Raw genomic sequence first — 20,305 nt, 5'->3', positions numbered from 1 at the left:
CGCGGCCTCTCCGGACAGGGTTACAACGTGGCGTCATGACCGCTTGTGACGGGAGACGCAAGATGTGGCTGCATGAAATGTGGCAGATAGCCCACTAGATGGGTCGCCCCGGCCACAATGTAAGGGGCAATAACGCTTCCATGCGTCAGATATGACGTAAGCGACCCAAAGAATGTTTCGGCAAGCAGATAAAGCGCCACCAGAACGAAATAGCCTCGCAGCACTCCGAAAGCCGCCCCCAGAATTCTATCCACGCCTCCCAGAAGAGAGTTGCGTGCGGCATTCCCCACCCGGGCCGCTATGCTGCTGAAAAAGAGCAGAAGCACGACGAAAACAATGAGATCGCTGGCGCCAGACAGAAGCCAGCTTTCCTTGATGTAGGAAGACAGGAAAGGCTCCAGCACAGCATGATAGCGCAGGGCAAGCAGAACAGCCGCCACCCATGCGACCAAGCCAGAAAGCTCAGTCGCCAGCCCGCGGGTCAGGCCCCACAGCGCCGACATGCCGAGCACAACCAACGCCGCGATGTCCATTCTCGTCAGGCTATCGATGGAAAACTGCGAAAAATCAGGCATCACGTCCTGCGATTTGGGCTCAGGGCAATTTTGTAGACCGAATGCGGCCGCCCTTGCGAACGCGCGTTCCAGTCGCGCGCATGTCTTCTGCGAGTTTCAGCCGATGATCAAGCTCAGCCCACACTTCCGAAGCTTCAACATCGCAGACTTTCCAGATTTTCTCCAGAATATCCATAAAAACAGCACTGTCTCTCATCAATCCCGGGCGGTCATTGACGAGAACATCTAGAATACAGGTGGTAGCTGACGCCCCAAGACGGTTCGCCAGCTTGATAACCTTGCGTTTTTTAGGGGACGGCGATGCGCCTTCCTGTCGTACCATCCGCTCATGATGCGGATGAAGCACGACAGACGCAAGCCATCCCGATAACGTTACAAAGATTTACTTTGCGGCAGACACAACTTCTTCCTGCGGAACGTACAAACGTGCCCCGTGTTCCTGAAAAGTCTCGCTCATCTGCACCATGCCATCCTTGCGCTCGGCTTCCTTGCGAATGTCATGGCTGATTTTCATGGAGCAGAACTTCGGACCACACATCGAGCAGAAATGTGCAGTCTTGTGAGCCTCCTTCGGCAACGTCTCATCATGGAAGCTACGGGCCGTATCCGGATCAAGCGCCAGATTGAACTGGTCCTGCCAACGAAATTCGAAACGTGCGCGCGAAATCGCATCATCCCAAAGCTGCGCGGCCGGATGACCCTTCGCCAGATCTGCTGCATGCGCCGCGATGCGATACGTAATCACACCGACCTTCACATCCGCCCTGTCCGGAAGGCCGAGATGCTCCTTAGGCGTGACGTAGCAGAGCATCGCCGTTCCAAACCAACCAATCATCGCAGCACCAATGCCCGAGGTGATATGATCATAGCCCGGCGCAATATCCGTCGTTAGTGGACCAAGCGTATAAAAAGGCGCTTCGCCACATTCAGCCAGCTGCTTGGTCATGTTCACCTTGATCTTGTGCATCGGCACATGTCCCGGACCTTCGATCATCACCTGGCACCCCTTGGCCCAGGCGATTTTCGTCAGCTCACCAAGCGTTTCCAGCTCCGCAAACTGCGCTGCGTCGTTCGCATCCGCAATTGACCCTGGGCGCAGGCCATCACCAAGCGAGAATGTAACGTCATACTGGCGCATGATGTCACAGATGTCTTCGAAATGATCATAGAGAAAGCTCTCACGGTGGTGGGCGAGACACCATGACGCCATGATGGAGCCACCCCGCGAGACGATGCCCGTCGTACGTTTTGCCGTAAGCGGAACATGCTGCAGGCGGACACCAGCGTGGATGGTAAAGTAATCCACCCCCTGCTCCGCTTGCTCGATCAGGGTGTCACGGAAGATTTCCCAGGTAAGCTTTTCTGGAACACCATTGACCTTCTCAAGCGCCTGATACAGCGGCACTGTCCCGATCGGTACGGGTGAATTGCGCATGATCCAGTCACGGATATTGTGGATGTTCCGGCCCGTCGAAAGATCCATGACCGTATCTGCGCCCCACCGGATCGACCAGACGAGTTTTTCCACCTCCTCTGCCGCCGAGGACGTAACCGCCGAATTTCCGATATTGGCATTCACCTTCACGAGGAAATTGCGCCCAATAACAACCGGCTCAAGTTCAGGATGATTGATGTTCGCCGGAATAACCGCGCGTCCGCGTGCGACTTCATCGCGAACGAATTCAGGCGTTATGAATGCCGGGATTTCTGCGCCAAAATCCTCGCCATCAGCGCGCCGCTCCTCTGCGCCCTGCACCATCTCTGCACGGCATGCATTCTCACGGTGAGCGATGTAAATCATCTCCTCCGTAATGATGCCTGCACGCGCAAACTCATACTGCGTGACCAGTGTGGCGCCAGCACCGGAATATACGTCGTGCGGTGCCGGACATGCGGCGACAGCCTGACCTTCGGTTGCAAAGCCATTATCGGCCGGAAGCACTTCGCGTGGCGTCACGCGCGCATAGCCGCGTTTTTCCAGCCACTTCGCACGCGGCATGGGCAAACCGAGGTTTACATCAATGTCCGCATCGCTCTCGGTATATGGTCCAGACGTATCATAAACCCGCACTGGCTCTTCGTTCGCAGAAGGATCGAGCGCGATTTCGCGATAAGGCACACGGATATCGGGCCTGCCCGGAGGGCTAGACCACTTCTTACACGAACCCACTATCGGGCCTGTCGTAACCTTTCCATAGCCTGGGCCCTGGATGACGTCATTTTTGCTTGTGATATCCATGATCTCGCTTCCCGTTCGAACCCGACGGGACGCGACAGCACAGATTCCGCTCCGAAACAGAATACATGATTCGACACCATTCCCTCCGCCGGTCTTAACCGGATCAGGTTCCCCGGACGCACAGTGCGCCGGCAGGGTCGCCACACTGCAAGATCGTGGATCTCGCTTGTGGCCTCTCAGCTTCTTGAGTGAAGCTCCCCCTGGTTAAGGCGATTTTTCTAAGGAATGGCCATGACTGTCAACGATTATTAAGAATCCAGTCTTTGTCAGGACGGAAACCAATAAAAAATGTCTCTACCCAAATTTAAATATTTTTAAAATTCGATTATGAAATAATTTTTTCTAATAAAATCCAACCTATTGAGATTTCATCAACATAAAACCTATCAACACTTCTCTAAAAATACAATTAGTTCTTTTACCGCAACAAAGCTGCGGAACGCGCTCCTCGTAAAAATAAATGATTTGTAAAATTTATTCATTGGATTCGGGAAATAAACCAATTGTGAACCAGTTTGAAATTTGATAACAACCCGGCAACAACTGGTCTCCCTCAAAATCCGACGAATTTCAATCGTTCCTTGAGAGCAGACTTGTCTCCTCACATCTATGGATTCATTATGGCAGTTAATTGGGTTGGTACAGTTTCCAACAAGTGGTTTGATGCAGGAAACTGGAGCACAAATACTCTTCCACAGTCACAATGGACTAACGCCGTTATCTCTACGCCCTCTAGTGGCACGACGACGATCATTTACGACCAGGCTGACAGCCGGACTATTGGGTCTTTGGAAATCGGCAATAAAGTAACACTTACGGTCAATACAAATTCTACGTCACAGGTCTTCAACAGCAACACGCTGACCATTGATCAGGGAGGTACCCTGGCCTTCAACACGCCCGGTTCTGCTCTCCTCGGTGGTGTGACGATCAACGGCACCCTGCAGATTTTTAACAGCGCCTCGACAATCACCACGTACAGCAAAAGCTTTGATGGAACCGGGACAGTCGTGCTCGATAATTCGAGCATTGGTAGCCCCACAAGTCTGGGCGGCATGGGAAGCCTGACGACCGTACTGAACAACGGATCCACACTCTATCTTAACGGCAACGTGGGTGGAGCGGGAATTACTTTTGGAACGCCATCCACGACCGGACAAAAGAACAGCATTGCACTGCCCGATTATCAGCAGTCCTTCACGACACCCATCAAAGGACTTGATGCCAATTCGACAATTACCGTCCTCAAGAGCGGCAATGTTCCTCAAAGCGCCTCTCTGACATCCAATAACGATGGCACCTATACGCTCACCATCAAATTCTCAACCAACAACTCTGGCAACGACATTACGCTCACCAAGGTCTCTCTGGGAGCCAATTCAGCTCCTGGTCAACCAACAATCATCAGCAATACCGATGGCAGCTGGAGCGTTGAGAACATCGCAACAGGCTCCAACGCCGTCTGCTACCTGGAAGGAACGATGCTCCTCACCCCAGATGGCGAGCGAGCAGTCGAGAGTCTTAAGGCCGGCGACATGATCAGTGTCCGCGAGGGCGATCAGACGCTGTCACGCGTCATCATTCGCATGGGCCACGCCCGCATGACGACAGGCACCTCTGGCATGGGCGATGTCGACAACACGCCCGTTCGCATTCGCGCAGGCGCTTTGGCAGACGGCATCCCGTCACGTGACCTTCTGGTGACACCAGAGCATTGCATGGCTCTGGACGGCGGCTTTATTCCTGCGCGCATGCTGGTTAACGGGATGTCGATCATCTACGATCGTACCATCACGGATTACAATTATTACCACGTAGAAACACTCAACCACTCCATCCTCATCGCAGAGGGCGCCCTCTCAGAAAGCTATCTGGATTGCGGTCATCGCTCGGATGCTCTGATGGGAGACGCACAGGTCACGCGCCTTCACGCCCTCACATGGGAAAAAGATGCAGCACTCCCCCTCCTCACGGAGCGCACACGGGTAGAAACCATCTATATGGGCCTCGTCGAACGCGCGGCCTCCCTAGGTTATGAGCCTTCCACAACTCACGCCCCGGTCAACGGAGCAGCATCAACCGGTCTGTATCTACAGCTTGAGAACGGTGGACGCCTGCGTGCAATGCGCGTACGTGGCGATCAGCATCTTTTCATGCTGCCAGAAGGTATCGATACAGTCCGCATCGTCAGCGGCGCGGCACGCCCATTCGACACGATTGGTCCTTTCGTAGACGATCGCCGCATGCTCGGCGTCCTTGTCGGGACTGCAACTCTGTGGGATGGAGGCTCCTGGAAAGAAATGACATCACACCTGACATCCGTATCGACAGATGGCTGGTGCAATGTTGAAGACGGGACAATGCGCTGGACCAACGGCAATGCGCGTCTGGATCTCAGCTCCCGCGAACCTAATGCGTCAGCTCTTCTGAGCCTGCGAATTATCGCATCCTCAACCGAGGCATCCACAACTGCAGCAAAAGCAGCCTGACTTCCTAATTAGCCAAATAAGTTGGGTTAGCTACCGCTCTCATGGACGGTAGCCAGCCCAGACAGCGGTCTCGAAACCATTTAAGGACTTATCGAGACCGCCAGTATAGTCAGGCGGCTACTGAACGCTTGAGCTGACGCTCCTGCCACAGCGTAGAAAGCGCCACCACCATCTCATCAATATCCTCATTGGTATGCAAAGGCGTTGGCGTCAGGCGCAACCGCTCCGTACCCCGTGCGACCGTCGGATAATTGATAGGCTGCAGGTAATGACCAAAGCGCGTCAGGAGCTCATCTGAAAGAGCCCGGCAAAGGTCCGCCTCTCCAACCATGACCGGCACGATATGGCTATCATTCTGAACATGCGGGATGCCCGCACGATCAAGTGCTTCGCGCATGTAAGCCACCGCACGCTGCTGGCCATCACGCTCTTTCTGGCTTCTCTTGAGATAACGAACACTCGCAAGAGCACCTGCGGCAATCATCGGCGGTAAAGCGGTCGAGAATATAAAACCGGAGCCGAAAGAGCGCACGAAATCGCAAAGAGGTGCCGACGCAGCAATATAGCCACCTACCACGCCATACCCCTTGCCGAGCGTTCCCTCAATGACGGTCAAGCGATGTGAGAGCCCAAGCTTCTCAGCAATGCCCGCACCGTGCTCGCCATACATTCCGACAGCATGCACTTCATCAAGATAAGTCATGGCGCCATATTTATCCGCCAGATCACAAAACGCTTCTATAGGAGCGATGTCGCCATCCATCGAATACACGGACTCAAATGCGATAATCTTGGGAACGTCAGCAGGAATTTCCTTCAAACGACGCTCAAGATCTTCGACATCGTTATGTCGAAAAATCTGCTTCTCAGCGCGTGAGTGCCGGATGCCTTCGATCATGGAAGCATGGTTTGATGCATCCGAAAGCACCACACACCCCTTGAGGCGCGCAGCGATCGTTCCCAGAGTCACCCAGTTTGAAAGGTAACCTGAGTTGAACAGCAAGGCGCTTTCCTTGCCATGCAGGGATGCCAGCTCTTTCTCAAGCGCCACATGATAGTGGTTCGTACCGGAAATGTTGCGCGTTCCCCCCGCGCCAGCACCGGTTTCGGCCAAAGCCTTGTGCATGGCCGCGAGAACTTCCGCATGCTGTCCCATGCCAAGGTAATCGTTGGAACACCACACCGTCACTTCACGGCCGATACCGTGGTGAAAGGCTTTCGGGAAATCTCCGGCCCGGCGCTCGAGTTCCGCAAAATAGCGGTAGCTGCCATCAGCGTGCAGTCCATCTAAAGCGGACTGGAACATCGCATCATAATTCATTGCGCATATCTCCTGCGCGCCAATTTAGTCTTCCAGCGGCGATGCGCCAAGACTCGGAATATCTCACGGTAATTATCGGCTGGAATGAAGTGGGGCAAAACACTAAAGAACGCCCCCTCCAATTCATGATCCGAAACTTCCGCAGACCTTGAAAGATCTGCCTCTCGGCAATCAAAACATTCTGAAGAACTATAATCCTTCAGTCGTACGGCTCATGCGACGACGACGCGGACGCCCCGACATTGCATCAAACCGCTCTGCGATCTGCGATGCCGTCTCAGCCGGAGCCAACACGGCACCTGACATTTCGGCACATCCAACATTCCGTGCGAATTCGAGCAGTTCAGGAGTATCCACCCCGATTGCACGAACCTGTAGATTTACGCTTGCAACAGCTTCCAGGACGGCGCGGTAAAAAGCCACAGCTCCGGGATCAAGAATATCGACATTCCCATCTGGCGCCCAGGTCAGAGGAGATGCGGTCAGCAGGGAGACGTCAAACTGCACGCCATCCAGCAAACCGTTGATGCCACGCTCACGCAGGATCGCAAGACTGGAAGGCGGCGTTCCCAGACCAGCCATGAAAATGCGACTTCCCTGATCACGCAGAGCAGACAGGGTATAACAAATTTCCTGATCGTCCTGACCCAGACCAGCTTCCTGAAAAGCCAGATCAAGACGTGAAAACGGAAAGCCAGTTTCTTTCAGGATTTCGGCCAGGCGCGCATTGAAATCCGTGTCCGGAGCCTGATCATCTTCAAGCGTCACGAGAAGTCTCGTACCTTCAGGCCAGGTTGCTGCCTGCACACAGGCGGCCTTGAGCAGTTCGGTGTCAAATTCCCGCTGCTGCTGGACAAGAGATTTGCGTTTTCCCCGGCGCATCGTACGCCTTGGTACAGAGAGCCAGAGCTGGCTCATATCAACCTGAGCACCGATCAGGGTTTCTTCGCCGTTTTTGCCGCGTTGGATACGCGGCAACCAGCGAAGGGGTGGGAGGGCGCTTTTCTGGCGCGCACGGCGGCTCCGAAGCGTTGTGGCAAACGTCTCGGCGTCTGATGCGGAGAGTGCAGGCCGACGCCTCGTACCTTCCCCAGCGTCCTTCACAGAACTGATCCGAAAGCCGGATGCACTCCCTGCTTCACCTATGGAGCCCGCTGGTCCATGAACAGCTCCATATCCTAGATCTTGCAATTTGGACCCTCCCGGTTTGTCTTGCCGGAGAATGGGTCACAAAAAGATAATATACCCTTAACGTCGCGTCATTCTTCCCTCTGCACGACCAATTTTCGGCCCTAAGTATCAAAAAAGCAGCGCTCCGCATTAATCCGGCTCCACCAATTCGGACAAACTTGCTACTGATTCCACACCATACAGGCGAGCACGTCCTGTGAAGGTTTTTCCGCCCTTTCCCTAGGGCCTCCTATCAGGAAACATTTCTTGATGACGGTTTCATCTCCCCAGCCTGCTTCGGAGAAAGCGTCCGAAAACTCCTTCCGTGCACTGTTGCCATATTGGCAGGTCACGTTCGCGTCATTTCTCGGATGGTTTTTGGACGCCTTCGACCAGACTTCCCTGATGTTTACTCTCCCTGATATTGCCCATGATCTGGAGTGTACGATTGGCGCACTCGGCACCGTACTGACAGCTCAGGCCATTGGTCGCGCAGTAGGCAATACCAGTTGGGGCTGGCTTTCAGACCGCTACGGACGGCGCATAGCGTTCATGCTTGGTGTCGTCTGGTTTGGGGTGTTTTCTGCCCTGACCGGCCTGTCCCACAGTCTTTATATGCTCATGATTGTTCAGTTCATGTTCGGGATAGGATTTGGTGGTGAATGGACCGCCTCTGCCGCCCTGCTCATGGAAAGTGTACCAGCCAGAACACGCCCTGTAGCATCCGCAATCATGATGTCTGGCTACGAAGTCGGATATTTCGTAGCCGCCGCCGCACAGGCGCTGATCCTGCCTCATTACAGTTGGAGAATTCTGTTCTTCATCGGCCTGGCGCCTGCCCTTCTGGCAATTTTCATCCGCATCGGCGTGAAGGAAAGTCCCGTATGGCTGCGTAACCAGCAAAATCGTCAGACGCGTCAGACTGCAGGTGTGCCCAAACAAGCGGTCCGCCCCAAATTTGTCATGAATGCTGCAGCGTTTCAGGCCATTGCACTCATGAGCTTTCTCGAATTCCAGAAAGCCGCGATTTATACATTCTATCCAACCATCCTCAGAGGCGCACACCACCTCACTCCCGGACAGGTTTTCTGGCCTATCACGCTGTACTGCTTCGGCTCGTTCAGCGGGAAACTGGTATGCGGCTGGCTCGCACAGCGCTTTGGCGACGTGAAGGTCATGCTTGCCGCGATCGGCGTCGTTGTGCTGACCATATGGCCGTTCCTCAGCGCGCCTACATGGTCCATGCTGCTTGCGGCTGCCGTCATTATGGGCGCTGCGGCCTCAGGTATCTTCGCACTGGTGCCCCACTACCTTGCCAAGCGCTTTCCATCAGATACCCGTAGCCTGGGAATGGGGCTGGCATATGCCCTCGGCTCGCTGGGTCAGGGGCTGGCAAGCTGGCTCGTCCCCGTCTTCGGCCCCAGCACCAGAATGCTGCCTATATCCGCAGAAGCGTTTGTAGTCGGATCAAGTGCCGTGACGGCTGGTATCGCAATGGTCCAGCCGAAACACCTTCCCGGCGAGCATATGGAGGGAGACGAACTCCCAATTGCGTGACTCAGGCAGCCTGCAAAGAGGCTGCCAGCCATTCTGCTACACGAATGCCATCTATGCCGGCGGAGAGAATACCACCGGCATAGCCTGCCCCTTCTCCCGCCGGGAAAAGACCCCGCAGGGTGGAACTCTGACCGTCCTGCCCGCGACGCATCCTGATGGGTGACGATGTCCGCGTTTCAACTCCGGTCATGATCGCGTCGTCCATTGAGAAGCCCCGTATCTTGCGCTCGAAACGCGGAAGCGCCTCTCTGATCGCAACAGTCACAAAGTCGGGGAGGCATAGCGAAAGATCTGTCGGGGTAACGCCCGGCTTGTATGACGGCACGACACTCCCGAGTTCCGTGGAGGGGCGACCCGCCAGAAAATCCCCAACTGTCTGGGCAGGGGCCTTATAGTCGCTCCCTCCAGCCACAAACGCCGCTTTTTCCCATTTGCGCTGGAAAGCCACACCTGCCAGCACATCTCCGGGGAAATCGCGGTCAGGCGTCACTTCCACAACAATACCACTATTGGCATTGCGTTCCGCGCGCGAGTACTGGCTCATTCCGTTCGTAACGACCTGACCAATCTCGGATGTTGCCGCAACGACCTGTCCACCCGGGCACATGCAGAACGAATAGACACCCCGCCCGTTGGAAGCATGGTGAACGAGCTTGTAGTCGGCAGCGCCCAGAAGCTCATGGCCAGCCTGCGCACCGAAACGGGCCGTGTCGATCATGGACTGAGGATGCTCTATGCGTACACCAATCGAAAATGGCTTGGCATCCATGGCAACGCCACTCTGATGCAGCATTTCGAAACTGTCGCGTGCTGAATGCCCGATAGCGAGGATTACACGCTCTGCAGGCAGCACCTCACCTGTTGAAAGATTGAGTGCACGGATACGACGCGCATCTCCCTCTCCCTGCGTCTCGATGCCATCCACACGTGTATCGAAACGGTATTCACCACCCAGCCGCTCAATTTCTTCGCGGATGAACATGACCATCCTGACGAGCCGGAACGTACCGATATGAGGTTTGGATACGAACAGAATTTCCTCTGGCGCACCCGCACGAACGAATTCTTCAAGCACACGGCGGCCCAGATGACGCGGATCAGAAACACCTGACCACAGCTTGCCGTCCGAAAACGTCCCCGCGCCCCCTTCGCCGAACTGTACGTTACTCTCGGGCGTGAGAACTGCTTTACGCCAGAAGGCAAACGTGTCGACCGTTCTGGAACGAACGTCTTTTCCACGTTCAATCACAATTGGCTTCAGCCCGGCCTGCGCCAGCGTCAGCGCAGCCATCAAGCCGCAAGGCCCGGCACCGATCACAACAGGACGGGCCATCCCTTCGGGAAGCTTCACATCTGGAAGGTGAAACGCCGTATCGGGAGTTGGACGCACATGCGGATCGGCTTCATGTGCGGCAAGCACCGCAGCATCGTCTGCCACTTCACAATCCACACTATAAACGAGCACGATGTGTCCGCGCTTGCGCGCATCGTACCCGCGGCGGGCAATCGTAAAGCCCGTGAGATCAGCTTCAGAAATATTGAGACGCGCGAGCACTGCCTCACGCAGCGCCTCCTCCGGATGATCAAGAGGAAGGCGGAGTTCAGTAATGCGGATCATGCGTGGTCTTCGGTCTGTGCTTTTGCTTCAGCGTGATGAGCATCCGGCGTGCTCGCGGCAGTCGTGTCTGCCGAGCCTTCCATGATGCGATCCATGACAGCCATCAGAACGCCGGAAACCACGAAAGCCAGATGAATGCCAACGCTCCATTCCAGAGCGCGTGTGGTGGTATCATCAACGCGGATGAAATCGGCAAGGACATGAATGGCAGACATTGCAACGATGGAGGCCATCAGCTTGATCTTGATGTCCCCAAACGTGACATGCCCGATCCAGCTCGGATAATCCGTATGATTGCGGATATCGAGGCGAGAAACGAAATTCTCATATCCGGAAAACATGACGATCAATAGCAGGTTGGCCAACAGGACAAGATCGATCAGATCCAGAACGCCGACAAACACATCATCGAAATCCAGATTGAAACTGGTCAGAATCAGCTTGATCAGCAACTGGAAAAACTTGATCGCCACAACCAGCAGGCCTGCGGTCAGACCCATGTAAAGCGGCGCCGCAATCCAGCGTGTCGCGAAGAAAAGGCGCTCTATCGTGCCTTCGATCCGACCGCTTCCGGTGTTGAGGATATCTTGCTGCTCGTCATGCGGAGAAGAGGAATTCGTCATTCCTCTTCTCTACGACCAACCAAGCCCTGCGCCAATGAGGATTAACACCCCATGGCGCAGAAAACAGCCGATATTATGAAAAATCAGGCTTCGATGCGTGTTCCCAGAACCTTGAGGAACTGTGCAATCCATGCCGGATGCGCAGGCCACGCGGGAGCTGTAACGAACTGACCGTCCGTAATGGCGTCATCCATGGCGATGGATGCGTACTCGGCGCCCGCGAGGATCATTTCCGCACGACAGGCCGGATATGCCGAAATACGGCGTCCCTTGATCACATTTGCAGCCGCAAGAAGCTGCGGTCCATGACAAACCGCAGCGACAGGCTTGCCCTGCTCGACAAATGCCCGCACGAGCGCAAGCACACTCTCATCCGTCCCAAGCTGTTCCGGTGCACGTCCGCCTGGAATAATGATCGCATCGTAATCGTCAGCTTTCACGCCTTCATAACTCGCGTTGAGCGTGAAGTTATGGCCGCGTTTTTCGGTGTAGGTCTGATGGCCCTCAAAATCATGAATGGCCGTGGCGATCTGCTGCCCTGCTTTTTTCCCGGGAGACACGGCATCAATCTTGTGCCCCACCATCAGAAGCATCTGAAACGGTACCATGACTTCGTAATCTTCAACGAAATCACCGACAATCATCAGGATTTTCTTAGCGGCCATGATGGCTCTCCCAGTTGATATTTTCTGCCTCCAATAAAGCATGCCCTGCCTGTCGCGGGAACTGGTCAGCAGGAAAACTCTGGGTCGTGTCCTCCGTATGGGCTATGGTTAGGCTCCCCATTTCACAGCTGTGCCCGGATATGACGACGCATCAACATCACAACAGCGCTCATGATCATGCCGAGCACCACCATGAACATGATCATAGCCACGATGAGCACGCAGGCCACGATCATGGCTCCTGCTCCGGGCACGGCCATTCTCATGGCTTCGGACACAGCCACACTCACGAACCACAAAATTTCGGGGCGGCATTCGCCATCGGGATTCTCCTGAACACGGCCTATGTCGGCGCGGAGGCGCTCTGGGGTGTCTGGGCACACTCCATGTCCCTTTTGGCCGACGCAGGACACAATCTTTCAGACGTTCTGGGCCTGGGAGCTGCATGGCTCGCACAGCATCTTGCAAAGCGCGCGCCTTCTGCACGCTTCACATATGGTTTGCGCCGCTCCACCATTCTCGCTGCCCTCACAAATGCCTGCATCCTGCTGCTGGTGACGGGCGCGATCGTCTGGGAAGCGGTCCTGCGCCTCTTTTCGCATCAGGCCGTGGAAGGCAATGTCGTCACGTGGGTAGCGCTCATCGGAATCGCCATCAACGGCGGCACTGCGCTCCTTTTCCTGCGTGGGGCATCAAGTGACATGAACATCCGCGGCGCGTTCATACACATGGCAGCAGACGCCGTCATGGCACTTGCAGTGGTGATCGCGGGCCTGCTGATTTCCTTCACAGGCTATGCGATCATTGATCCAATCGTCAGCCTCATCGTCTCTGCGTCCATCGTGCTCGGTACATGGTCCCTGCTGCGCGGATCATTGGAACTGGCGCTTGATGCCGTCCCCGCGAATATCGACTCAACACTTGTCGAAAAAACGCTTCTGAGCCTACCGGGGGTTGGTGGCCTGCATCACCTGCACATCTGGCCTATGAGCACGACTGAAACCGCTATGACCGTTCATCTGCTTCACGACACGGGTTCAGGCATCTCCTCTGATGCACTGATTGCCGAAGCAGGAACCGTTATGCGCCAGAAATTCGGAATTGCTCATCCTACCTTCCAGGTTGAAACAGGGACTTCAGCCTGCGACGCCCGTGCTGCAGGCTGCTGACAACAACCCATGACTTCTACCCGGATAAAGGTCGCCCGTGCGTCCATCGCCGTAAGCGTGCTCGTGCTTGGCGTGAAATATGCCGCCTATGTCGTTTCTGGTTCAGACGCACTGCTGTCTGACGCCATCGAGACGATTCTGAACGTCATTGCCGCCACCGGCACGCTCTGGGCCATATCGATTGCAGCACTCCCCGCAGACGACAACCACCCATACGGCCACGGCAAGGCAGAATATCTTTCAGCAGTTATCGAAGGGGTGCTCGTCGTATTGACGGCTGTTGGCATCCTCGTCATCGCGATCCATGACTGGTGGCATCCCCACCCCGTCCATGCGCCTCTGCGCGGCGTTGCACTCAATGCACTTGGGGGGCTCATCAACCTTGCCTGGGCGCGCACACTCATCACCGTTGGACGACGCCAGTCTTCCCAGGCCCTTCAGGCCGCCGGAGACCATGTCCAGTCCGATGTCTGGGCAACATTCGCACTCGTCATCGGTGTCGCGCTCATTCCTGTTCTGAACTGGCCACAGCTTGACCCGCTGCTCTCGATTTTCGTGGCCCTGAACGTCTTACGGGCAGGCTTCGGGATGATGCACCGCTCCATGTCGGGCCTGATGGACGCAGCTCCCGCTCCTGAAATGGTAGAGGCCGTACGCTCCATCATTTCCGAACATGGTGACGGCGCGCTGGAGGCCCATGACCTGCGGATGCGCAAGGTGGGCCCTCTCTCCTTTGTGGAATTTCACCTGGTGGTTCCCAGCGAAATGACGGTCTCTGATGCCCACGACATCTGTGACAGGATTGAAGCAGCCATTCGCGAAAAGCTGGGCCGTACATCCATCCACATCCATGTCGAGCCACCGGACAAGGCAAAGCACAGCGGCGTTCTGGTCCTTTCCTGAGCGCACTCCCAGGTAGCACAGTCAGCCGGCGGCGCGTCTTCCCACCACAAATGCCGCGACATTTCCTTGACCCGGCGCGCGCGATGCTGGCAGGAGCGAGGAACACACGGAGCTCTGGCCTGGCGTGCTCCGCCCTTGCCGACCATCCTTCTGGACGATCTCCTTGGCTGATACACCAAACACCTCCGCCGATATCCCACCCCGCCCACTTCCTGCGGGGCATATTTCTTCCCAGCACGCGATGCGGCGCAAAAACCGCATCATGTATCTGCGCCGGTCGGCCCGGGTCACCACGTCGCAATGGCGCCGTACGCTGGTCTACTGGGTAGGTGCGGTGTGCGTAGGGCTTGCCGCAGTGGGTTTTGCTGCGGCTGCAAACTGGGCCTCGGCCATGTGCCAGCATGTCGTAACGTGGAACCGCTGGGCGATGCTGGTTATTATACCATCTGGGCTCGCCCTCTCCACTTGGCTGACGCGAACCTTTTTCAAAGGCGCGCAGGGCTCTGGCATTCCGCAGACAATCGCAACACTGCATATCGGCAATTTCGATATCGTGGACCGCGTCCTGTCTCTCAAGGTCGCCTTTGGCAAGATCGTGCTCACAACGATCGGCCTGCTATGCGGTGCATCGATCGGCCGTGAGGGGCCAACGGTTCAGGTCGGCGCATCCATCATGCACGCCTTCTCTCGCATGATGGGCCAGTCCAACATCGCCGCGCGTCGCAGCATGATACTTGCCGGAGGTGCCGCAGGTGTCTCAGCTGCCTTCAACACACCTCTGGCCGGGATCGTGTTCGCAATTGAAGAGCTCTCACACTCCTTCGAGCAGCGCACATCCGGCACAACCCTCACAGGCGTTGTGCTCTCGGGCGTTACGGCAATCGCACTCGTTGGCAACTACACCTATTTCGGTCACACGGATGTCGATGTGCCGATCGGGACAGCATGGATCGCGGTTCTGACATGCGGCATCCTCGGCGGCCTTGCCGGTGGAACATTCTCGGCAATCCTGATCCGCGTTTCTTACGGAATTCCGGGACTGCTAGGCCGCTTTACCAAAAAGAACCCCATCGCCTTCGCAGCGCTATGCGGCCTGATACTTGCCATCATTGGCCTATTTTCAAAGGGCGCCACCTACGGCACCGGATACGAACAGGCACGCGCCATCATCGCCGGAACCGAGCATTACCCCGCATCGTTTTTCATCTACAAATATCTGGCAACCATCGTTTCATACTGCTCGGGCATTCCGGGCGGCCTGTTCGCTCCTTCCCTCTCGATCGGCGCTGGAATTGGCGGCTGGGTGGAGCAGTTTCTGCCACACACCACGCCCGGCGCCGTAGTCCTGCTGGGAACCGTCGCCTATTTCTGTGGAACTGTTCAGGCCCCGCTGACAGCCACCATCATCGTCATGGAAATGTGTGACAACCAGCAGGTCACGCTTGCTCTGCTGGCCACATCCTTTCTGGCTTTCGGCGTTTCGCGCATGATCTGCCCACAGCCGCTATACAGCGCACTGGCAGACCGCTTTATGGAAGCCAATGACCGGCCCGCAACCACAACACCACGATCCCAGACCGAGATGCCCTCAAAACCTCTCCCTTCCACCCCCGAAAAAACCCCGGAAGCCTGACGGCAGCATCTCCCGACGCGCTTATAGCCCCAGCCTATTGCCATGGAATGACAGGATGAAGCGCGGCATCTGCTTCCAGCGCGCATTCCTCAGGATCAGGACGCAGCCCTCTCAGCCGAGCCTGAGCAAGCTCCTGCCTTGCCATTTCAAGATCGCCCTTGAGAGCTGGGTCGGTTTTCAACGCCTGCATGAACATCATGCCGTTGCGAAATCCCGCCTCAACATCTGATTTCCAGTGCACACCACACACCAATCGGCTCTCTCCAAAAACATGCCCACGCGTCATGATCGCCTCACGCTGGTCCGGAAGCAGATCCGCAAGTAGCAACGCCATTGTAAAGCCTGCGGTAGCATGCCCTGATGGATAGGAGGCATGACCGTCCAGATCTGTATTTTTCCCCACGCACACCGGCAGATCATTTCCAACGAACGGGCGCGTGCGATGCCAAAGGTGTTTTTCCTCCGTCACCCGGCGGCGGATCGCGTGCCGCGAGCGCCTGAGAAAACGGACGAGATGCGGCGTCTCTGCAAGGTCAATCCGAAATCCCGCCGCGCAGGAGAAATCCCTGGCCAGGGCGGTATCCGAATGATCAGCATCCAGCCGCGCCAGCCTCCAGCGAGGAGAATCCTTCAGCGCACGTGTCGCATGAAAAACACGTAGATCATCCTGAAACGCGGCGCTTTGCCGATCCGGTGGGCCCGCAAGAAACTGTCGGCCATCTGGCAATACATGTTCCGGAACGGGGTCCGGCACGAAATACATTTCGACCGCACAATACGACAATACAGGTAACGCAGTCGCGCAGGTCAACAAAACAGCCGCAAAATAAGAAGGTCGGATCATCGTAATCCAGAACAGAAAGTCGGAACCTTGATAGATCTGACGAAATCCAGTGCAGGGATTACGCCACAACAGTGACACAACCCCTGCCATTTTCATCAGGATGCGGCGGAAAGGTCCACTGTCCCGAGTGTTCCTTCCTCGGTACCAAAAATCAATGCACCGCCCTGCGGCGTAAACGCTATGGACGTCACACGCCCCCGCGCACCATTGTCAGTCTGTCCCGTGCAAACCGGCAGAACGCGCTGGTCTCCGCCACCGATTTCAGCAAGCAGCAACGTGCCATCCTCAAAGCCACCGGCAACGATGTCTTCCTTGGGATTTGGGCATACGGCACTGACGAAAAAGCCCGGAAGACGTGCAATCTCGATCGGCGGCTTGCCCATTGGCCCTCCACCAAAGAACGGCCAGAGCACAATCGAATCAGCGCCAGACGTGGCGAGCCATCGGCCATTGCGCGTAAACGCCATCGACTTGACCTGCTTGGGATAGCCGCTCATGCGCATATTATGGCCATCGGCAAGGCGCCAGCCATGCAGATCATTCTCCTGCATACTCGTGACAAGTGCATCGCCACCCGGATGAATGACGATACCAATATGGCTGCCCTTCCACTCATACGGGCGGACATTGTCCACCTTGGCCTGCACAAACCAAAGCGAGGCACCATTATAATGCGAAGCCGCGATCCGCTTGCCCTTCGTATCGAACACAATCCCCGTCACTGTAGACGGATGCTCCAAGGTCTTGAGCGTTTCGCGGCCTGCAGCATTGCGGACCTCAAGCTGCTTTCCGCTTGAAAACGCCAGATGCGTGGGAGTGCTGGCAACACACTCAATCCAGCGGCGACCATCATGCAGGATTTCGGTCGTACCATCAGCCGAAATGCGCACCAGCTTTCCGTCTTCGCCACCGCTCAGGAAGGCATTCTCCGAACAATCCTGTGCCAGACACAATGCGCCGTCATGTACGGGCACCACAGTCCACGCATCCGAATTGCGAAGTTCGCTGCGGGGCACGAGAACGATCTCCCCGTCCGCAGTCAGCGCAGCCAGTGTCTTACCATCACGGGAAGACACCACCTGAATGATCGGGCTTTGGAAACGACGCTGTGCACCGCGATCTTCGATAAGTTCACGGCTCATAGGGCGACGCAGCTTTCAAAACCACGGCGCAACTGCGGACGGTTGAGGTTGCGTCCGATGAATACCAGACGGGAATCCCTGCTTTCACCTTCGCGAAATGGCCCGATGAAGTCTCCATCTGCCATCATGTGCACAGCCTGAAACGCAAATCTGCGGTCTTCATTCTTGTAGTGCAAGATGCCTTTAGCGCGCAGGATATCACCCCCCTGCTCCTGCAGAACTGCGCCGATCCATGCCTGAAAACGCTGCGCGTCCAGCGGCTCCTTAACGCTGAAGGACATGCTCGTGATGCCCTCCTCGTGGGAATGATGATCGTTCTCCAGAAAATCCGGCATCGTCGCGAGCGCGCGCTGCAGATCAAAGCCACCACGGTCCAGAATGTCCGTGAGCTTCACACCGCCATGCTGTGCTTCATGAATCTGCGCGACCGCATTGATCTTGCGAATACGGGCAACGATTTCAGCCCGACGCGCTTCGTCGGCCAGATCCGTCTTGTTGAGGATGATTACATCCGCGAATGCGATCTGGTTGATCGCCTCGGGGCTCTCATCCAGCGTTTGCATAACGTTGAATGCGTCCACAACGGTCACGACAGCATCCAGTCTGGCCTTTTCGCGAATGTTTTCATCCACGAAAAAAGTCTGTGCGACGGGTGCCGGGTCCGCAAGGCCTGTCGTCTCGACGATAATTCCGTCAAACCGGCCACGACGACGCAAAAGATTGCCAAGAATGCGGATCAGATCTCCGCGAACGGTGCAGCAGATGCAGCCGTTGTTCATCTCGAACACTTCCTCATCGGCATCTACCACGAGGTCATTGTCCACGCCGAGTTCGCCAAACTCATTGACGACAACCGCATATTTCCGGCCGTGCTCAGCGCTCAGGATATGGTTGAGCAACGTCGTTTTTCCGGCTCCCAGGAAGCCGGTCAAAACAGTAACGGGAACAGTACCGGTGCGAGCCGGTTCAGGGGTGCTGGACATTGAAAGCCTCCGTATTCTGCACCCGATATAGGGCTGCTTTAGCCAGCCTGAAACCCGTGCTTTTCCGATACCCCACGAAATGACAGCCCAAGGCCCAGCAAAAAAAAGCCCCATCCGCCCAATGGAAGGTTCAAAAAGTCAGAAGATGACGCGATGGGCCACTCCTGGATCAACACCGCAGCAAACAGGCCAATCGCCACCGCGGGCGCTCCTTTCCGAGGCCAAAGCGCTATCAGCCAGCAGATAATCATCATGCAGAACAGGATCAGACCGGGGACCCCCGCGTTCGTCAGCGCCTGTAGGTAATGATTATGCGGGTGCTGAACACACAGGCTCTGCCACCCTCCATCAGGTATTCCCGGTGAAAGCCATGACAGGCCATGGAACGTCGTCGGATCGGCACAATGATGCCGATAGGCATCGTACCCCTGACCGAGCAGCGGATGCCCCTGAGCCATCACAACAGCATGAGTATAAATCTGGCCATACGGAGACTGGCTGAAATGCGCGAGTTGCTCCTGCGCCCTCGTCACCAGATGGGAGAAACTACCTGGAGACAGCACACGAACCGCGAGCACCAGCAGCGGGATGGCGCACGCCCCGACGAGCGCTGCCGGACGCATGGGGCGATATAACAACGCGCAAATCGCAATGCCGAACATGCACAACGCAAACGGCATGCGCTGCCCAGCCAAAATAGTGATTGCAACAACGACGACCGTAACGCCCGACATCCCGACCAACCGGGCAATGCGACTTCTGCAGCGCGCCGCGATGAAGGCACAGCCCAGCATGAGCGTGGGCAAGAGCAGCCGTGAAAGCGGCGCCGCAGCCCTGGGTGTCTTGTATGGGCCCGTCAGAACCCCGTCTGGGAAACGAGGGTTTCCAAAAAGATTATGACCAAAGACAGCCTGAACGATAATCTGCGCCGCGATGTAGAGCCCACATGCGCAGGTGATCCAGACCACGCGCCGACGAGTGGTTGCATCTCGCAGAATCCAGCATCCCAGCGCGGCTGCCGCGAGAGGAAAGCGTATCGCCACAGCTGCCTGCACAAGCGCTCCGTGCCCTGGGGAGACCATTGCAGTACAGAGCATCTGCCAGCCCCACCACGCAAAAGTGGCAAGAACCCAGGGCTCACGCACCCATCCCCAGCCATCATTCGTGGCCCCGGTTATTCCCGATCGGAGCAGGAAAATAACCGCGAGAATATCCAGGTCTGCTTCCGCCAGCCCACGCAGATGCGTCAGCGTCAGCGGAAGAACAAGAGCCGTCAAGACTCCAATACGTGACAAAGCAGGAAGGATAGAGCGCATATTTTTCTGGATGGCTGCATTGAAGAATTCATGCAACCACCCTTAACTAGATGCGCTG

18 protein-coding genes are annotated in these 20,305 nt (G+C 56.1%); 5 read left to right on the top strand and 13 right to left on the bottom strand.

Annotated features, from left to right (window positions below; genetic code table 11):
• Window positions 1–20: 20 nt before the first annotated feature.
• Genes GWA01_RS01355 through thiC form a run of 3 tightly spaced genes read right to left on the bottom strand, consistent with a single transcriptional unit; the run spans window position 21 to window position 2,814 of the window.
• Window positions 21–575: a CvpA family protein gene (locus GWA01_RS01355; protein WP_146793275.1), complete on the bottom strand. Its 555-nt coding sequence runs from the start codon at window positions 573–575 to the stop codon at window positions 21–23.
• 19 nt (window positions 576–594) lie between these two features.
• Window positions 595–921 carry a hypothetical protein gene (locus GWA01_RS01350; RefSeq protein WP_229316013.1) on the bottom strand — a complete coding sequence of 109 codons (327 nt, stop codon included), beginning with the start codon at window positions 919–921 and terminating at the stop codon, window positions 595–597.
• A gap of 36 nt (window positions 922–957) precedes the next feature.
• Window positions 958–2,814 carry a phosphomethylpyrimidine synthase ThiC gene (thiC, locus tag GWA01_RS01345; protein ID WP_146793273.1) on the bottom strand — a complete coding sequence of 619 codons (1,857 nt, stop codon included), beginning with the start codon at window positions 2,812–2,814 and terminating at the stop codon, window positions 958–960.
• 620 nt (window positions 2,815–3,434) lie between these two features.
• Here thiC and GWA01_RS01340 point away from each other — a divergent pair.
• Window positions 3,435–5,303 carry a Hint domain-containing protein gene (locus GWA01_RS01340; RefSeq protein ID WP_146793271.1) on the top strand — a complete coding sequence of 623 codons (1,869 nt, stop codon included), beginning with the start codon at window positions 3,435–3,437 and terminating at the stop codon, window positions 5,301–5,303.
• Between the two features lie 109 nt (window positions 5,304–5,412).
• On the opposite strand, the gene hemA is transcribed toward GWA01_RS01340, so the two are convergent.
• Both hemA and GWA01_RS01330 read right to left on the bottom strand, forming a co-directional pair.
• Complete coding sequence (gene hemA / locus GWA01_RS01335) at window positions 5,413–6,624, bottom strand: 5-aminolevulinate synthase (protein WP_146793269.1); 1,212 nt, start codon at window positions 6,622–6,624, stop codon at window positions 5,413–5,415.
• Between the two features lie 189 nt (window positions 6,625–6,813).
• Entirely contained in the window at window positions 6,814–7,728 is a 915-nt protein-coding gene (locus tag GWA01_RS01330) for an EAL domain-containing protein (protein ID WP_229316014.1), read from the bottom strand.
• Between the two features lie 336 nt (window positions 7,729–8,064).
• Here GWA01_RS01330 and GWA01_RS01325 point away from each other — a divergent pair, with 336 nt between their 5' ends.
• On the top strand, window positions 8,065–9,351 hold the full coding sequence (locus GWA01_RS01325) for an MFS transporter (RefSeq protein ID WP_146793267.1): 1,287 nt from the start codon (window positions 8,065–8,067) through the stop codon (window positions 9,349–9,351).
• 1 nt (window position 9,352) lies between these two features.
• Here GWA01_RS01325 and GWA01_RS01320 read toward each other — a convergent pair whose 3' ends face one another.
• The 4 genes from GWA01_RS01320 to GWA01_RS13120 all read right to left on the bottom strand — a co-directional run bounded on the left by GWA01_RS01320 (window position 9,353) and on the right by GWA01_RS13120 (window position 12,640).
• Window positions 9,353–10,969: an NAD(P)/FAD-dependent oxidoreductase gene (locus GWA01_RS01320; protein WP_146793265.1), complete on the bottom strand. Its 1,617-nt coding sequence runs from the start codon at window positions 10,967–10,969 to the stop codon at window positions 9,353–9,355.
• On the bottom strand, window positions 10,966–11,592 hold the full coding sequence (locus tag GWA01_RS01315) for a TIGR00645 family protein (protein ID WP_146793263.1): 627 nt from the start codon (window positions 11,590–11,592) through the stop codon (window positions 10,966–10,968). Before GWA01_RS01315 ends, GWA01_RS01320 begins: the two co-directional genes overlap by 4 nt.
• Before the next feature lie 83 nt (window positions 11,593–11,675).
• Window positions 11,676–12,257 (bottom strand): DJ-1/PfpI family protein, encoded by a 582-nt coding sequence (locus GWA01_RS01310; RefSeq protein WP_146793261.1) that lies wholly within the window; start codon window positions 12,255–12,257, stop codon window positions 11,676–11,678.
• Between the two features lie 122 nt (window positions 12,258–12,379).
• On the bottom strand, window positions 12,380–12,640 hold the full coding sequence (locus GWA01_RS13120) for a hypothetical protein (RefSeq protein ID WP_228118485.1): 261 nt from the start codon (window positions 12,638–12,640) through the stop codon (window positions 12,380–12,382).
• Between GWA01_RS13120 and GWA01_RS01305 the strand changes: the two genes are divergently transcribed.
• The 3 genes from GWA01_RS01305 (at window position 12,578) to GWA01_RS01295 (ending at window position 15,962) form a co-directional block, all read left to right on the top strand.
• Complete coding sequence (locus GWA01_RS01305; RefSeq protein WP_244945713.1) at window positions 12,578–13,426, top strand: cation diffusion facilitator family transporter; 849 nt, start codon at window positions 12,578–12,580, stop codon at window positions 13,424–13,426. The genes GWA01_RS13120 and GWA01_RS01305 overlap by 63 nt on opposite strands.
• Window positions 13,427–13,435: 9 nt before the next feature.
• Window positions 13,436–14,329 carry a cation diffusion facilitator family transporter gene (locus GWA01_RS01300; RefSeq protein WP_146793257.1) on the top strand — a complete coding sequence of 298 codons (894 nt, stop codon included), beginning with the start codon at window positions 13,436–13,438 and terminating at the stop codon, window positions 14,327–14,329.
• Between the two features lie 163 nt (window positions 14,330–14,492).
• Window positions 14,493–15,962 (top strand): chloride channel protein, encoded by a 1,470-nt coding sequence (locus GWA01_RS01295; protein WP_146793255.1) that lies wholly within the window; start codon window positions 14,493–14,495, stop codon window positions 15,960–15,962.
• A gap of 34 nt (window positions 15,963–15,996) precedes the next feature.
• On the opposite strand, the gene GWA01_RS01290 is transcribed toward GWA01_RS01295, so the two are convergent.
• The 4 genes from GWA01_RS01290 to GWA01_RS01275 form a co-directional block, all read right to left on the bottom strand.
• Window positions 15,997–16,806, bottom strand: coding sequence for an acid phosphatase (locus tag GWA01_RS01290; RefSeq protein ID WP_228118276.1), 810 nt, complete (start codon window positions 16,804–16,806; stop codon window positions 15,997–15,999).
• 95 nt (window positions 16,807–16,901) lie between these two features.
• Window positions 16,902–17,948: a WD40 repeat domain-containing protein gene (locus GWA01_RS01285; protein ID WP_146793253.1), complete on the bottom strand. Its 1,047-nt coding sequence runs from the start codon at window positions 17,946–17,948 to the stop codon at window positions 16,902–16,904.
• Entirely contained in the window at window positions 17,945–18,931 is a 987-nt protein-coding gene (locus GWA01_RS01280) for a CobW family GTP-binding protein (protein ID WP_146793251.1), read from the bottom strand. Before GWA01_RS01280 ends, GWA01_RS01285 begins: the two co-directional genes overlap by 4 nt.
• Before the next feature lie 38 nt (window positions 18,932–18,969).
• Window positions 18,970–20,208, bottom strand: coding sequence for an O-antigen ligase family protein (locus tag GWA01_RS01275; protein WP_228118274.1), 1,239 nt, complete (start codon window positions 20,206–20,208; stop codon window positions 18,970–18,972).
• Between the last annotated feature and the right edge of the window lie 97 nt (window positions 20,209–20,305).

It is taken from the genome of Gluconobacter wancherniae NBRC 103581 (assembly GCF_007988885.1).
GTDB classification, from domain to species: Bacteria; Pseudomonadota; Alphaproteobacteria; order Acetobacterales; family Acetobacteraceae; genus Gluconobacter; species Gluconobacter wancherniae.
This window is presented reverse-complemented; position numbering and strand designations above follow the sequence as displayed.

Coding starts and splice junctions, on each gene's coding strand:
- GWA01_RS01300 (WP_146793257.1), top strand. CDS start 13,436: ATGACTTCTACCCGGATAAAGGTCGCCCGTGCGTCCATCGCCGTAAGC.
- GWA01_RS01320 (WP_146793265.1), bottom strand. CDS start 10,969: ATGATCCGCATTACTGAACTCCGCCTTCCTCTTGATCATCCGGAGGAG.
- GWA01_RS01355 (WP_146793275.1), bottom strand. CDS start 575: ATGCCTGATTTTTCGCAGTTTTCCATCGATAGCCTGACGAGAATGGAC.
- GWA01_RS01325 (WP_146793267.1), top strand. CDS start 8,065: ATGACGGTTTCATCTCCCCAGCCTGCTTCGGAGAAAGCGTCCGAAAAC.
- GWA01_RS01280 (WP_146793251.1), bottom strand. CDS start 18,931: ATGTCCAGCACCCCTGAACCGGCTCGCACCGGTACTGTTCCCGTTACT.
- thiC (WP_146793273.1), bottom strand. CDS start 2,814: ATGGATATCACAAGCAAAAATGACGTCATCCAGGGCCCAGGCTATGGA.
- GWA01_RS01340 (WP_146793271.1), top strand. CDS start 3,435: ATGGCAGTTAATTGGGTTGGTACAGTTTCCAACAAGTGGTTTGATGCA.
- GWA01_RS01290 (WP_228118276.1), bottom strand. CDS start 16,806: ATGATCCGACCTTCTTATTTTGCGGCTGTTTTGTTGACCTGCGCGACT.
- GWA01_RS01315 (WP_146793263.1), bottom strand. CDS start 11,592: ATGACGAATTCCTCTTCTCCGCATGACGAGCAGCAAGATATCCTCAAC.
- hemA (WP_146793269.1), bottom strand. CDS start 6,624: ATGAATTATGATGCGATGTTCCAGTCCGCTTTAGATGGACTGCACGCT.
- GWA01_RS01310 (WP_146793261.1), bottom strand. CDS start 12,257: ATGGCCGCTAAGAAAATCCTGATGATTGTCGGTGATTTCGTTGAAGAT.
- GWA01_RS01285 (WP_146793253.1), bottom strand. CDS start 17,948: ATGAGCCGTGAACTTATCGAAGATCGCGGTGCACAGCGTCGTTTCCAA.